Annotated in this window: 12 protein-coding genes; 6 read left to right on the plus strand and 6 right to left on the minus strand. The window is 63.8% G+C overall.

The features are described 5' to 3' along the window. The first annotated feature begins 34 nt into the window (after positions 1-34). Together AC07VH_RS27975 and AC07VH_RS27980 are read left to right on the plus strand one after the other, a co-directional pair. Positions 35-1,231 (plus strand): serine hydrolase domain-containing protein, encoded by a 1,197-nt coding sequence (locus tag AC07VH_RS27975; protein ID WP_494788940.1) that lies wholly within the window; start codon positions 35-37, stop codon positions 1,229-1,231. Further along, a complete protein-coding gene (locus AC07VH_RS27980) occupies positions 1,228-2,418 on the plus strand; it encodes an MFS transporter (RefSeq protein WP_494788941.1) in 1,191 nt (396 codons plus the stop codon). Before AC07VH_RS27975 ends, AC07VH_RS27980 begins: the two co-directional genes overlap by 4 nt. On the opposite strand, the gene AC07VH_RS27985 is transcribed toward AC07VH_RS27980, so the two are convergent. From AC07VH_RS27985 to AC07VH_RS27995, 3 genes are all read right to left on the minus strand, one after another. Further along, on the minus strand, positions 2,383-2,928 hold the full coding sequence (locus tag AC07VH_RS27985; protein ID WP_494788942.1) for a DinB family protein: 546 nt from the start codon (positions 2,926-2,928) through the stop codon (positions 2,383-2,385). The two genes, AC07VH_RS27980 and AC07VH_RS27985, sit on opposite strands and share 36 nt — an antisense overlap. Before the next feature lie 32 nt (positions 2,929-2,960). After that, the gene (locus AC07VH_RS27990) at positions 2,961-3,560 is read right to left on the minus strand and encodes a MarC family protein (protein ID WP_475417678.1); all 600 of its coding nucleotides are present in this window, start codon (positions 3,558-3,560) and stop codon (positions 2,961-2,963) included. A gap of 117 nt (positions 3,561-3,677) precedes the next feature. Beyond that, the gene (locus tag AC07VH_RS27995; RefSeq protein WP_494788943.1) at positions 3,678-4,466 is read right to left on the minus strand and encodes an AraC family transcriptional regulator; all 789 of its coding nucleotides are present in this window, start codon (positions 4,464-4,466) and stop codon (positions 3,678-3,680) included. Between the two features lie 102 nt (positions 4,467-4,568). On the opposite strand from AC07VH_RS27995, the gene AC07VH_RS28000 reads away from it, so the two are divergent. The 3 genes from AC07VH_RS28000 to AC07VH_RS28010 all read left to right on the plus strand — a co-directional run bounded on the left by AC07VH_RS28000 (position 4,569) and on the right by AC07VH_RS28010 (position 9,381). Then, complete coding sequence (locus tag AC07VH_RS28000; protein WP_489629479.1) at positions 4,569-5,483, plus strand: DMT family transporter; 915 nt, start codon at positions 4,569-4,571, stop codon at positions 5,481-5,483. Between the two features lie 40 nt (positions 5,484-5,523). Next, positions 5,524-7,140, plus strand: a complete 1,617-nt coding sequence (locus AC07VH_RS28005) for a toxin-antitoxin system YwqK family antitoxin (protein WP_494788944.1) — start codon at positions 5,524-5,526, stop codon at positions 7,138-7,140. Between the two features lie 510 nt (positions 7,141-7,650). Beyond that, the gene (locus AC07VH_RS28010; RefSeq protein ID WP_494788945.1) at positions 7,651-9,381 is read left to right on the plus strand and encodes a methyl-accepting chemotaxis protein; all 1,731 of its coding nucleotides are present in this window, start codon (positions 7,651-7,653) and stop codon (positions 9,379-9,381) included. A gap of 1 nt (position 9,382) precedes the next feature. Here AC07VH_RS28010 and AC07VH_RS28015 read toward each other — a convergent pair whose 3' ends face one another. Next, positions 9,383-10,534 carry an AI-2E family transporter gene (locus AC07VH_RS28015; protein WP_475417673.1) on the minus strand — a complete coding sequence of 384 codons (1,152 nt, stop codon included), beginning with the start codon at positions 10,532-10,534 and terminating at the stop codon, positions 9,383-9,385. Positions 10,535-10,694: 160 nt separating this feature from the next. Then, positions 10,695-11,705 carry a hypothetical protein gene (locus AC07VH_RS28020; RefSeq protein WP_494788946.1) on the minus strand — a complete coding sequence of 337 codons (1,011 nt, stop codon included), beginning with the start codon at positions 11,703-11,705 and terminating at the stop codon, positions 10,695-10,697. A 170-nt stretch (positions 11,706-11,875) separates the two neighbouring features. Here AC07VH_RS28020 and AC07VH_RS28025 point away from each other — a divergent pair, with 170 nt between their 5' ends. Beyond that, positions 11,876-12,196, plus strand: coding sequence for a hypothetical protein (locus AC07VH_RS28025; RefSeq protein WP_494788947.1), 321 nt, complete (start codon positions 11,876-11,878; stop codon positions 12,194-12,196). Here the strand turns inward: AC07VH_RS28025 and AC07VH_RS28030 are convergent. After that, positions 12,175-13,236, minus strand: coding sequence for a GGDEF domain-containing protein (locus AC07VH_RS28030; protein ID WP_475417670.1), 1,062 nt, complete (start codon positions 13,234-13,236; stop codon positions 12,175-12,177). The genes AC07VH_RS28025 and AC07VH_RS28030 overlap by 22 nt on opposite strands. Positions 13,237-13,325 lie beyond the last annotated feature (89 nt).

Consider the following 13,325-nt stretch of genomic DNA (forward strand, 5'->3'; position numbering starts at 1 on the left):
ACCTTGGCAGCCTGATCATTTGAAAGGCTGAGCCATGATGTACAACTTCTCTCCCGCGGCCTTGTCCGCCCGTATCGATCCCTTGCTCGATGCCGTGCTGCAGCAGCAGCGCCTGGTGGGCGCCGTGGTGCTGGTGCGCCAGCGCGGCCAGGACGTGTACTGCCGCGCGGCCGGCCACCTGGACCGCGAGGCGGGCACGCCCATGATGGAAGACGCCGTCTTCCGCCTGGCGTCCGTCAGCAAACCCATCGTCTCGACGGCCGCGCTGGCGCTGGTGGGACAGGACTGTCTGGGCCTGGACGACCTGGTGGCGGATTGGTTGCCGTATTTCGCGCCGCGCCAGCCGGACGGTACGGTGGCGGCGATCACCGTGCGCCACCTGCTCACGCACACGGCTGGCCTCGACTACGGCTTTTTCCAGCCGCCGGGCGGCGCGTATGCGCGGGCGGGCGTGTCCGACGGCATGGATGCGTCCCGTATGTCACTGGAAGACAATCTGCGCCGCCTGGCCACCGTGCCGCTCGCGTTTGCACCCGGTGAGCGCTGGGCGTATTCGATCGCCACCGACGTGCTGGGCGCCGTGATCGAAGCGGTGACGGGTTTGCCGCTGGCGCAGGCCGTGGCACAGCTGGTGACGGGGCCGCTGGCCATGCGCGACACGGGCTTTATCAGCACCGACGCGGCGCGCCTGGCCGTCGCCTATGTGGACCGCGCAGCGGGAGAAGCCCGGCCGCGCCGTTTGCGCGATGCGGGGGAAGACCATCTGCCGTTTCTCGACGGCATGGCCGGCTTTACCTTGTCGCCGGCAAGGGCGCTCGACGCGCACGCGTATCCGTCCGGCGGCGCCGGCATGGTGGGTTCCGCCCCCGACTTCATGCGCCTGCTGGAAACCTTGCGCCAGGGCGGCGCGCCGCTGCTGCCGCCGGCGCTGGCGCGGCAGATGGGAGCAAACCAGACGGGCGGTTTTGATTTGCCGTTCTGGCCGGGACGGGGCTTCGGCCTGGGGTTCACGGTATTGACGGACCCGCTTGCTGCCGCCACGCCGGAATCCGTGGGCAGCTGGCGCATGGGCGGCACGTATGGCCACTCGTGGGTTGTCGATCCGGCGCAGGAATTGTCCGTGGTGGCGTTCACGAATACGGCGCTGGAGGGCATGGCGGGGCCCTTTGTGACGCAACTGTGCCAGGCGATTTATGGCAACAAGGAAGCTGGCGCCAAGGACATGTCATGACGCGCCCGCACCCCATCGTCTTCCTCGCGCTGGGCCTGTTCGGCGTGTATTGCATCGAGTTTGGCGTGGTCGGCATCTTGCCGATGATCATGCAGCGCCATGGCGTGACGGCCGCGCAGGCGGGCTCATTGGTGAGCCTGTTCGCGCTGGTGATCGCCGTGGGCGGCCCCTTCCTCGTGCTGCTGGCCACGCGCTGGCGCCGCAAGCCCGTGCTGATCGTCTCGCTTCTCGTGTTTGCCCTGGCCAGTGTGGCCTCGGCGTATGCGCCCCGCTTCGGGCTGCTGCTGGCGCTGCGCATCGTGCCGGCCCTGTTCCACCCCGTGTATTTCTCGCTGGCCATGGTGGCGGCCGCCGCCCTGTATCCGCCGCAGCAGGCGGCGCGGGCCGGCGCGCATGCGTTTACGGGCACCAGCATGGGCATGGTGCTGGGCATCCCGCTGACCACGTGGATCGCCGCGCAAGTTGGCTATGAGGCGTCGTTCCTCGCCTGCGCCCTCGTGAATGCCCTGGCGGCGCTGGGGCTGTATCTGTTTCTGCCCGACACGCCGCGCGAGGCGCCGCTGACGTATGGCCGCCAGCTGGCCGTGCTGCGCAAACCTGCCCTGTGGTTCACCATTGCCGCCGCCGTGCTGGTGTTTGCCGCCATGTTTGCCGTGTATGCGTATGCGGCCGCCTACCTGCAGCAGGAGGCGGGCTTGTCGGCGCGCCAGACGGGGCTGGCGCTGGTGGTGTTTGGCGTGGGCGGCGTGGCGGGCAATCTGTACGCCGGGCGCCAGCTGGGCACGCACGTGCTGCGCACGGTCTTGCTGCAGCCCGTACTGCTGGGGCTGGCGTACTGGCTGTTGTACCGGCATGCGGGCAGCGATATCGGCTGGGCGGCGCTGACCGTGTTGCTGCTGTTCTGGGGCGCGGCGCATACGAGCGGGCTGATCGTGACGCAAGTGTGGCTCAGCAGCGAAGCGCGCGAGGCGCCCGCGTTCGCCATCGGCGTGTATATCGCCGCCATCAACCTGGGCGTGACGGTGGGCGCGCTGGCCGGCGGCATGGCCATCGAGTCCTATGGCATGCGGGGTGCGCTGGCTTGCGGCGCGCTGCTGGGGGCGCTGGCGCTGACCTTGATCGGGATCAAGGCGTGGCGCTATCGCCTGCCCTCAGTCCTCGATATGGTTGGGGATGCGAAACAGTAGATCCGTGTCACCGATATCCACGCCCGCTTGCGACAGCAAGGTGCTGGCCTGGCCACGGTGATGCGTCTGGTGGTTGAAGAAATGCATGAGCAGGCTGAAGAATTCGCGTCGGTTCGGCCCCTTGCTGTTGCGGTAGTCGAGCAAATGGTCGAGGTCTTCTTCGCGGATGGAAGCGGCCCAGTCGATGATGACCTGGTCCAGCCATTGCCGGTGCGCGTGCATGGCGGCAAAATCGTCGGCCGCGAACAGCGGCTGCGTGAGCGACGCGGGCGGCGTGATGGCGCGGATGGGATCGAGCAGCGGGAAGCCGGCCGGATGCTTGGCATAGCGCTGCAGCCACAGCGTGTCGCCCACCATCACGTGGTTCAGGGTGGCCAGCAGGGAGCCGAAAAAGGCGCCCCGCTCGCGCTCCAGCTCGCCGGGCGGCAGGCTGGCGGCCGCCGCGTAGACCTTGGCATTCATCCACTGGTTGTAGTCGGCCATCAGGCAAATGTGGGCGCAACGGCTCATGCTGGACTCCTTCAGTGGATGAATGTTCTATGTTAAACGGACTTCAGGAACGCGCGTATGCCAGCTAATAGCATTTCAATGGCCATCGCCGTCAGGATCAAGCCCATCAGGCGCTCGAACGCCGTCATGACCCTTGGACCGAGCGCCCGCTGCAAGCGTTCGGCGCACAGGAAGACGGCCAGCCAGACGGCGGCCACGGCCGTCAGCCCCGCCACGTGGGCGATCACGTCGTTCATTTCATGCGAGGAAAACAGCAGCACGGTGGCCAGGGCCGACGGGCCGGCCAGCGCGGGGATGGCCAGCGGCACGATGAACGGCTCGCCGCCCATTTCGTGGTCGCTATTGCCCGCGTTGGGCTGTGGAAACACCATGCGCATGGCGATCAGGAACAGGATCACGCCGCCGCCGATGCGCAGCGCCACTTCCGACAATTGCAAGGCGTTCAGGAAATGGCGGCCGAAGAACATGAACAGCAGCAAGATGCCGAAAGCGATCAGGCATTCGCGCACCACGACTTTCCAGCGCCGCTCGATGGGTACCCGTTTCAGGGCATTGACGAACAGGGAAACGTTGCCGAACGGGTCGGTGACGAGCAAGAGCAGGATAAATGTCTGGAAGAAATTCTGTGTCATGGCGGTGAGAGATAAGGTCAACACCGCTGCCAGGATGGGCGCGGTGCGATAAGGCTTGCGATGATAACAAGCCCGGCGGCGATCGCCCATGATTATTGATGCATAGCAGCATTTTTTTTATGCCGCGATGACTTTTGCCTGGTAAAACGCCGTCGGCGTGGTGCCGAAATGCTTTTTGAACATGGCCGTAAACGCGCTTTGGCTCGTGTAGCCATTGTCCATCGCCACATCGATGACCTTGCCGCCGCGCGCCAATTGCTCCAGCGCCCGCAGCAGCCGCGCCTGCTGGCGCCACTGGCCGAAGCGCATGCCCGTCTGCTTCTGGAACAAGCGGTGCAGGCTGCGCTCGGTGATCGCCAGTTCCTGCGCCCAGTGCGCCACCGTCAGCTGCTCGCCCGGTTGCTCCATCAGCCGCGCGCAAATGCCGCGCAGGCGCGCGTCCGCAGGCAAGGGCAGGTACAGGGGCAGCACGGGCAGGCTGCCCAGTTCGTGCAACAGCAATTGCAGCAGATGCCAGTCGCGGCTGCCTTCCGCGAAGTCGGGCGCAATGTCGACGGCCGCCACGATCAGTTGCCGCAGCAGGGGGCTGATGTCGAGCACGCAGCTGTGGCCAGGCAGCAATGGAGAATTGGCGCAGTTGACGAACAGCGTGCGCATTTTCACGGCGCCGCTCATGCGCACCTGGTGCGCGATGCCGGGCTGCAACCACACGCCGCGCGTGGGCGGCACCACCCAGCGCCCGCCCTGCGCCTCGATGGTCATCACGCCTTCGATGGCATACAGCAATTGCGCATGCGTGTGGCGGTGTACGGAAATCACGTGGCCATGCGCATAGTCGACGGCCAGCGCCATGGCGCGCGCCGTGACGGGCAGCAATTCCTGAAAGGCGGGGGAAGTGCAATCCATAAAAAGAGCGTCAGTTTTGCGATAGGTATGGACATCTTAGCGCGAGAAGGCGCGGCGCGCCTGCGGCATGATGGTTCCCCGCAACTATTCCTGGAGCTATACATGCCTGTGCGCGCCTATCTGTATCCGTTTCTCGCCATGCTGCTGTGGGCCGGCAACGTCGTCGTCTCGAAGCTGGCCGCGTCCAGCATCGCCCCCACGGCCATCACGGTTTACCGCCTGGTGCTGGTCTTGCTGGTGATGACGCCGTTTATCGCCCGCCCCCTGTGGCGCAACCGTCATGCGCTGCGGCGCCAGTGGTGGCAGCTGGCCTTGTGCGGCCTGATGTCGATGGCGCTGTTCCAGAGCCTGTCCTACCGCGCCGCCGAATCGACGACGGCGACGAACATGGCCATCGTCACGGCGCTGGCGCCGCTGATGACGGCCCTGCTCAGCGTGCTGCTGCTGGGCGAGCGATTGACTGTCGGCATGGCGGCCGGCGGCGTGCTGTCGTTCGGCGGCCTGCTGTACCTGGTAGGGCGCGGCGACGTGCTGGCCTTGCTGCAGCAGGGCGTGCATGCGGGCGATGCGCTGATGCTGCTGGCCTGCCTGATCTTCGCTTTGTACGGCGTGCTGCTGCGCCGCTGGCGTTTAACGATTCCCGCCTGGCAAGCCATCTATTGCCAGGCGCTGGCGGCCCTGGCCTGCATGCTGCCGTTTTTCCTGTTGTTGCCGCCCGGCAGCGCCAGGCTGGACGCCACCACCTTGCCCCTGATCGGCTATGCGGGCATCGGCTCGTCCATCGTCCTGTCCTATTTGTGGATCGAAGGCGTCAAACTGCTGGGGCCGAACCGCTGCAGCATCTACGTCAACCTGCTGCCCTTGCTGACGGCCTTGCTGGCCGTCGTCTGGCTGCATGAAAGCATGCATGTGTATCACCTGGTCGGCGGCGGCATTTCGCTGCTGGGCGTGCTGCTGGCGCAGACGGTACAACGCCCCCTGTTTGGCCGGCGTGCTGGGGTGTCGGGCCTTGCCTGAACGGCCATGCATAATGGCGGTTTTCGGCAGTGGAGTTGACATGCGGTACACATTTTGGACGAGCACGATGGCCATGGCCATGGCGCTGGCCTTGGGCGCCCTGGCGCCAGCGCAGGCCGCGCCGCGTTTTTATGAGGGTGCGCCCATGGCCTACGCCAGCGCCGTCGAGCGCCGCGACGGCGGCGTGGTGCTGGCTTTCCTGCGGGAAAATGGCGAGGTCAACGGCTACTATTGCCAGTGCAAGGGCATCAGTGAAAAACGCATGAATCTGGACAAGTACGGCCAGGCCAGCATCGAGGCCGTGTTCCAGCTGGATCTCGACAGCGAAGGCGAAACCACGTTCGTGCTCAGCCGCAGTGACAACCGCTTTGGCTTGCATGCCTACCGCTACGAGCGCAGCGGCGGCAAGATGTTCAAGGTGGCCACCTTGCAGCCGGCGCTGGATGCCATCGTGCGCGGTGCCAAAACCATGGACGAGGCGCGGGTGCGCGCCGCGCTGGCCCGTTTGCAGCTGATTGACTACAGCATCGCCTATGCGCCCACGGGCGTGGCCGAGTTCGACGCCATCGAGCATGCGCACGGCACCCTGGTCGGCTATTTCAATATCGACGGCGAGTTACTGCCGGGCAAACCGGCCGACGCCCCCGCGTTTGCCTATAAAAAGACGTACCAGGAAAAGGATGGCCATTTCCTCACAGTCACGTATCTGCTGGGCAAGGGCTGGGAAGGGGGCTTCGCGCCCAGTTATCACGTCAAGTGGATCACCTGGGAAACGCAGCCGCAGCGCTTTGCCGCCAGCCAGGACGGGCTATTCATCGAGTATGACGTCAATTGCTGCGTGGGCAGCGTGTTTGCCCGCGGCCTGTATGCGCAGGGCAAGCGTACCGGCGTATGGCATTACGAAGAGCCGAACACCATCCGCTCGTCTGGCGCCTTTGTCGACGACAAGGCGGAGGGACCATGGACGTATGAAAGCGGTGACGAAACGACGACGGGCCAGATGCGGCGTGGGCAGCGCACGGGGCGCTGGGAAGTGAGTCCGGGCGTGGCCGAATGGCGCGCAGCGGACATGCACAGTTTCACCGGTTACGACCATTTCGTGAAAGACCGCCTGGAGGGGCCCAGCGAGCGCCGCGTCGGTGGCGTGGTGCAATGGCAGGGTACTTATGTGAGCGGCAAAAAGCAGGGCCAGTGGGTGGAGCCCGGTGGTGGCGGCAACTATGTCGATGATGTGAAACAGGGGCCGTGGAAGAAGGCGACGCCGGACGGCGGCTGGCAAGTGTTGACCATGCTCGATGGTAAACCCGATGGCAAGCTGGAGCAGTATGCGGCCGGCGGCCAGCTGGAACTGGTCGAGCATTACCGCTTCGGTGTGCTCCATGGCACGATGGAAAGTTTTTATCCGGACGGCAAGCGGCGTTACCAGGGCAGCTTTGCCGACGGCAAGCGCGATGGCGCGGAAACCCTGTTGTTTCCCGATGGCGAACTGCCGCAATTCCATCGCAACTGGCACCAGGGCGTGCTGCATGGCGTCAACATCGAACATTTCCAGAACGGAAAACCGAAGCAGATAGGCGCCTACAACATGGGCAGGAAAACGGGCCGGTTTCAGTATTTCCGCGACGATGGACAGCTCATCGAAGAAACCATGTATTAACTAGTTGACTAAGTAATCCTCGGGAAATTAGTGTGAATTTATGACGAACAGAACCGGATGCTATGCAAGGCGCTCGCTGCGACGCAGTGCGGGCACTGCTAGCAGTGAGCAACGCCGTAGAGCGCCGGTTATGGCAGTCAGAAATCACAATAATTTATTGGGGGTTACTTAGCATAAATGGCATTCCCGCGCGACCGCGCACGGCAGCGGAATGCCAGTTCTGCGCAAAAAACATCATCCGCTTGTTACAAATCGTGAAAATCCATACTGGATGTTGCTACTAGTAATCTTTCCCTGTATCTTGCAGTCAGGAAATTAAAAGTACAGGAAACCTCGACCTCGTTGCCCTGTCTTGCACTCCTGACGATATGCGCGGGCCGCCTTTCCCCCTGCCGCCGCACACGCCGTATCGACCTGTCCTGAACAATTCACGTGATCCGCCCATCTGGCGTTTGCCGCTACCCCACCCGGCAGGCGGTGACACGGTCGCGCCCTTACCAAGGAAATTGCATGCTGTCGAATATAACAATAAAAATGCGTCTGATCGCTACCATGAGCGTGCTGGGCGTGCTGATCGCCTTGCTGGGCGTGATGAGCATTATCAGCCTGAAATCGGCCAACAACAGTCTCAACGAGGTCTACAGCAATCAGCTGGCCTCGACGCAAGCGATCGGTGAATCGCAAATTGCCCTGGGCCGCGCCCGCTTCACGATGGACCGCGTGATGGTGCACCCCGAAGCGGCCGATGCCAAGGATACCCTGGCCCGCGCGGAACAATTCATGGAAGCGTCCAACAAGTCCTGGAAGGTGTACCTGGCCTTGCCGCAAAGCACGGACGAAAAGCGCCTGTCCGACGACATGGACAAGAAGCGCAGCGACTACATGAACAACGGCTTGCTCGTCATGAGCAAGGCTTTGCGCGAAAACAATATCGAACAGGCGGACAAGCTGATGATGGCGGGGCTGACGCCGCTGTACCGCACCCTGGACCAGGCCGCCGAAACCTTGACGCAATACCAGGCCACCTCGGCCGCCAGGATGTATGCGGATAGCCAGTCCAGTTACCATACTCAGGTAACCATGGCCATCGCCGGCATGATAGTGGGCGCCTTGCTGACGATTATTTCCAGCTTCTTGCTGCTGCGCGCCATCTTCGGCCCGCTGGACCAGGCCCTGCGCCATTTCGGCGCCATTTCCGACGGCAACCTGGCCAACGACATCGTCATCACGCGCCACGACGAGATGGGCGCCCTGCTGGGCGGCCTGAAACAGATGCAGGAGCGTCTGTCGACCACCGTGCGCGGCGTGCGCGACGGCAGCGGCGCCATCGCCACGGCCAGCAATGAAATCGCCTCGGGCAACCTGGATCTGTCGAGCCGCACGGAGCAGCAAGCGTCGAGCCTGGAAGAAACGGCCTCGTCGCTGGAAGAGCTGACCTCGACCGTCAAGCAGAACTCGGACAATGCGCGCCAGGCGAACCAACTGGCCGTCTCCGCCTCGGACGTGGCGGTGAAAGGCGGCGCGCTGGTGGCGCAAGTGGTCGACACCATGGGCACCATCAGCGAATCGTCGAAAAAGATCGCCGACATCATCGGCGTGATCGACGGCATCGCCTTCCAGACCAACATCCTGGCCCTGAACGCGGCCGTGGAAGCGGCCCGCGCGGGCGAGCAGGGTCGTGGTTTTGCCGTCGTCGCCACGGAAGTGCGCAACCTGGCGCACCGCTCGGCTTCCGCCGCCAAGGACATCAAGATGCTGATCGAAGCGTCGGTGCAGAACGTGGGTGCCGGCAGCGCGCTGGTCAGTCAGACGGGCACGACGATGGACGAGATCGTCTCCAGCATCCGCCGCGTGACGGACATCATGGGCGAAATCAGCGCCGCCGGCCACGAGCAGGAATTGGGCATCGGCCAGATCAACCAGGCCGTGGCGGAAATGGATACCGTGACGCAACAGAATGCGGCGCTGGTGGAAGAAGCGGCGGCCGCCTCGGAAGCGATGCAGGAACAGGCGGCGGCGCTGGCCGAGATGGTCAGCATCTTCAAGCTCGACGCCGCCCACAGCGGCCCGGCAGCGGCCAAGCCCGCCTTGCGCAAGCCTGTCGTGGCCGCCGCAGGCGCGGCCTTGAAACGCCCGGCGCTGCGCCTGGCGCCAAGCCGCACCGCCTCGGCAGCCGCTCCGGCCCAGCCACGTGCTGCCAAGCCGGCCGCCGACAACAGCGGCGAATGGGAAGAGTTCTAAGCTAGCGAGGTTCCAGGGCCGCCTTGCTGCCCTGTTCCTGCAGCAGCGCCGCCTCGGCCAGGGCCTGGGCGCGCGCTTCTTCCGCCGCCTGTTCCGCTTTCTCCAGTGCATCGTGGCGCGCCTGCAAGGCCGCCCGCGCGCGCACGAAGACGATCTTGATGGCCGCCATCACGGGCACGGACAGGAAGATGCCGACCACGCCGCCGAGCTGGTCGCCGGCCAGCAAGCCGACGATCACCATCAGCGGGCTCACTTCCACGCCTTCGCTCATCAAATATGGGTTGACCACGTAATCCTGGAACAAACGGTAGGCGGCGATAAAGCCGATCAGCCAGAACACGTGCTCGAAACCGCTGAAACCGGCCACGACCACGGCGATGACGGCCGCCGCCAGCGGGCCGGCAAACGGGATAAACTCCAGCAGGGCGGCGGCACCGGCCAGCAGCAGGCTGTACGGCACGCCCATCAGGGAAAAGGCGATGCTGTAGGACACAAACGTGGCGATCGACAACAGCAGCAGGGCGCGCACATAGCGCGACAGCAAGATGTCGAGGTCATCGATGATGGCGCCCCAGAGTTTCTTGTTCGGGCGGTTCAGCAGGGACAGCAAGCCGTCGCGCATGTCCGGGCCTTCCTTGATCAGCAAAAAGCTCAGCACGGGCACCAGCACCAGATAGATCAGGTTGCTGGCCGCATGCATGACGGTCAAGCCCAGTTCCTTCGCCAGCGGCATGGCTTGGCCCGTACCGCTGCTCAGCTGCGTCTGCATGAAGGACAGCAGGCGCGCGCGCAACGGCTCCATGAATTCCGGCAACGGGATGCGCTCGGCAAAGTTGTTGCCCCTGAGTAGGGTCGGCAACTGATCGCTGAGCTTGATCGCCTCTTCCTCGATGCGCGCCCCGAAGATCGACCCCAGCACCGCCACCAGCAAGATCACCACCAGGAAGACGATGCCGATACTGGCCGTGCGCGGCAAGCGCTTCGGCCCGTACCGTTCCAGCAGCCCGATCAGCGGATACACGAGGTAGCTGAAGAACACCGCAAACACCACCACGATCAGGGTCGACGATACCTTGTACGTGAGGAATAACAAAAAAGCGACGAGAAAAGCCGTCCACACCATCTTGGCGACGCGCAAGTTAAAACCGAACATATGACTCCTTAGGGCAGGATGCTACGCAAGCGTGGCTGGCTTGAAGGGCTGGGTGGGCAAGGCAGGGATCGGGCCGCGCCGCACGGCCGGAAATCATACCGCAAAATGCCAAAATGCCATGCTCTTGTGCGTAATGGCAATGCTTTCCCTGTTCGCCTCCTTATTTTGTCCGCCAGCTGGCCACGGTGATGAGCACGCTGTCTTTCTTGTCCGGTTCGCGCAGGGTGATTGTGTAGCGGCCGCTCGTGTCGCTGCCCGTGAACACGACCTTGTCGTCATGGCCCTGCACTTGCGCGCCCTTGGCCAGCTTGGCATAGGTGTTGAGCACCCAGTGGAAATCGGCATAGCTGCGCAGGGTGATGCTGGCATCGGGCAGGGGCTCGTCGCCGGCCTCGGCCGCTTCCGTAGGCGTGCGCATGGGCAAACCGGCCAGGCCCGCCGGTGCGATGAGCTTGCCGCCGCTGGCGCTGCTATTCAATTCCGCGCTCGGCAGCAACAGGTGCAGCAAGCTGGGAGGAAAGCCGGGCGGCAGGTCGCGCGGCTCCCAGCCGGGCTGGCCGGGACGCGTGGTGATGTATTCCACCGCAGCAATGCTTTGCCGCTGTTCCGGCGCAGCCTGCGCCAGCATGGGCGGCAGTTGCCGCGCCCACACGAGCAGCGGCGCGGCCATCTCGTCCTGCGCGCCCGGCGGTACAAACACCGTCAGCATGGCATGGGTGGACGGCAGGCAGGCGGGCACGGCATCGCCGATGGCGGCCTGGCAATGACCGTTGACGAGGCCCAGGGCCAACAGCTTGCGTTGCGGGTCGAACAGCATGGCGGCCCGCTGCGCGCCGTGTGCGTCGGGGTTGATGGATGCCAGCACGGAACGCCCGTCGGGCAGCATGGTCCGCTGGATGTGTTCCAGTGAGCGCATGCTGTCGAGCGCCTGGAGCGCGATCAGGCTATCGCCCTGCGTGTAGTTGCCGCGCGCATAGCCGAGCAGCTTGAAGACGTCGGCGCGGATTTGCGGATGCTCGTTCAGGCTGAGCGGCGGCGACGGCACGGAGACGGGCACGGTGGCGGCCACGAAGGCGGCGTCTTCGGTCGCTTGCGTTTGCGCCAGCGCAAACGGTGACGTGCCCAGAGCCGCGCACAGTGACAGCAGGGGATAAATGAGGCGTATGTTCAATGGCAATCCTGGTCGAGAGGCCATGCCGGTCCGGGCGCCGGCATGCGCGCGCCGCGATCTTAGCATTTCAGGAATGAAACGCTTTCTGCTAAGCTAGTCTATTGAATCACTGCCCCCTTGCCATGGCCAAGATCACCATTTCCTGCAGTATTCCCGTTGACGATGAGGTCGTGACCGAGTTCTTGCACAAGTATGTGCTCCAATCGCGTGTCGGCGCGGCCAGGAAATTGCGCATGGGAGAGAAGGGCTGCTTTTATGCCTGTTCTTTGTACCAGGAAGACCATGCCAAAGTGAGCCGTTTGATCTGCCGCATGCTGGCCTTCTTCGAGGGCAAGGATATCCCCTTGACCATCCTCAAGATCGGCGCCCGGGACAGCTGGTACGAGGTGGACCCCGAGCAGCGCGACCCGTGGAAGATTGCGCCGCAAGCTCTGCTGGCGCTGCTCGATGCGGGGCCGTACGATGGCGTTCAGGCGGCGTTGAGCACGTAGCGGTTCTTGCCGTTCTTCTTGGCCAGGTACAAGGATTCGTCGGCGCGCCGGTAGCTGTGCGACAAGTCGACTTCCTTGAGCAATTCCGCGACGCCGATGCTGACGGACACCTTGCGTTCCGGCACGAAAGCCGCCTCGACGGCATCGACCAGCTGCGCGGCAAAGGCGCAGGCCGCGTTCTTTTCGCCCAGGTAAATGACGGCGAACTCTTCGCCGCCCAGGCGGCCGCACAGGTGCTCGCCTGAGAGCCCTGCGATCACCTCGGCGATCCTTTTCAGCACTTCGTCGCCCACGTCATGGCCATGCACGTCGTTGATCTGCTTGAAGTCGTCGATGTCGATCATCAGGAAATACGCGGGCGTGCGCGCCGTGCGCTGCAAGGCGCGGGCGCTCTGCGTAAACATGCGGCGGTTGTTAAGCCCGGTCAAACCATCCTTGTAGGCCATCGTTGCCAGTTCGCGCTGGGCGCGGTAGTTGTGGATGCGCAAGACGAGAAAATAGATGTTCAGCGCCAGGCCGATGATCACGCTGATGGTGACGGCCAGCACGGGCCAATGCTGGTCGGCCTGGCCCGCATGCACGGGAAACTGTCCCAGCCCCAGCATGGCCCACACGCACAGCGATACGCCCAGGTAATACGCGATGCCGCTGAAGATGGGTGCCGTCGTCAGGGTGATCATCACCCCCAGCGGCAACACCCAAAAAGCGGGGTCTTCCGTGCCCAGCATCAGCACGCGAAAGCCGAAAGCGATGAACAGCACGCTGATGGTACCGCTGGCGATAATCGCCTGCAAGGACTTCGCATACACGGTCAGCAGCAGCCCGGCCAGCATGCCCGTCACCCCCAGCGCCGCCTGCGCATGATCGAGCGAAGCGCGCGGCAGGGTCAGGCTGAACGTGACCAGCCAGCAAGCCAGGCCAAACGTCAGGATGGCTATCGAAATGAAATGCAGTTCCTTGAAAAAGCGCTGCTGCTGCTCCCGTTCTCCTGAAAAGAACAGGTAATAGAAGGCAGGCGACAGGCTGCGCGAAGTGAACATTGCATTTGTCCAGAGACAACACGCCTTGCGGCAGGGGCGCCTCCCGGCAACGGCAGGCGGCATGGTGCGCGTACAAAATTAGTTGCGCT

The sequence above is a fragment of the Janthinobacterium sp. GW821-FHT03C10 genome, from assembly GCF_059420865.1.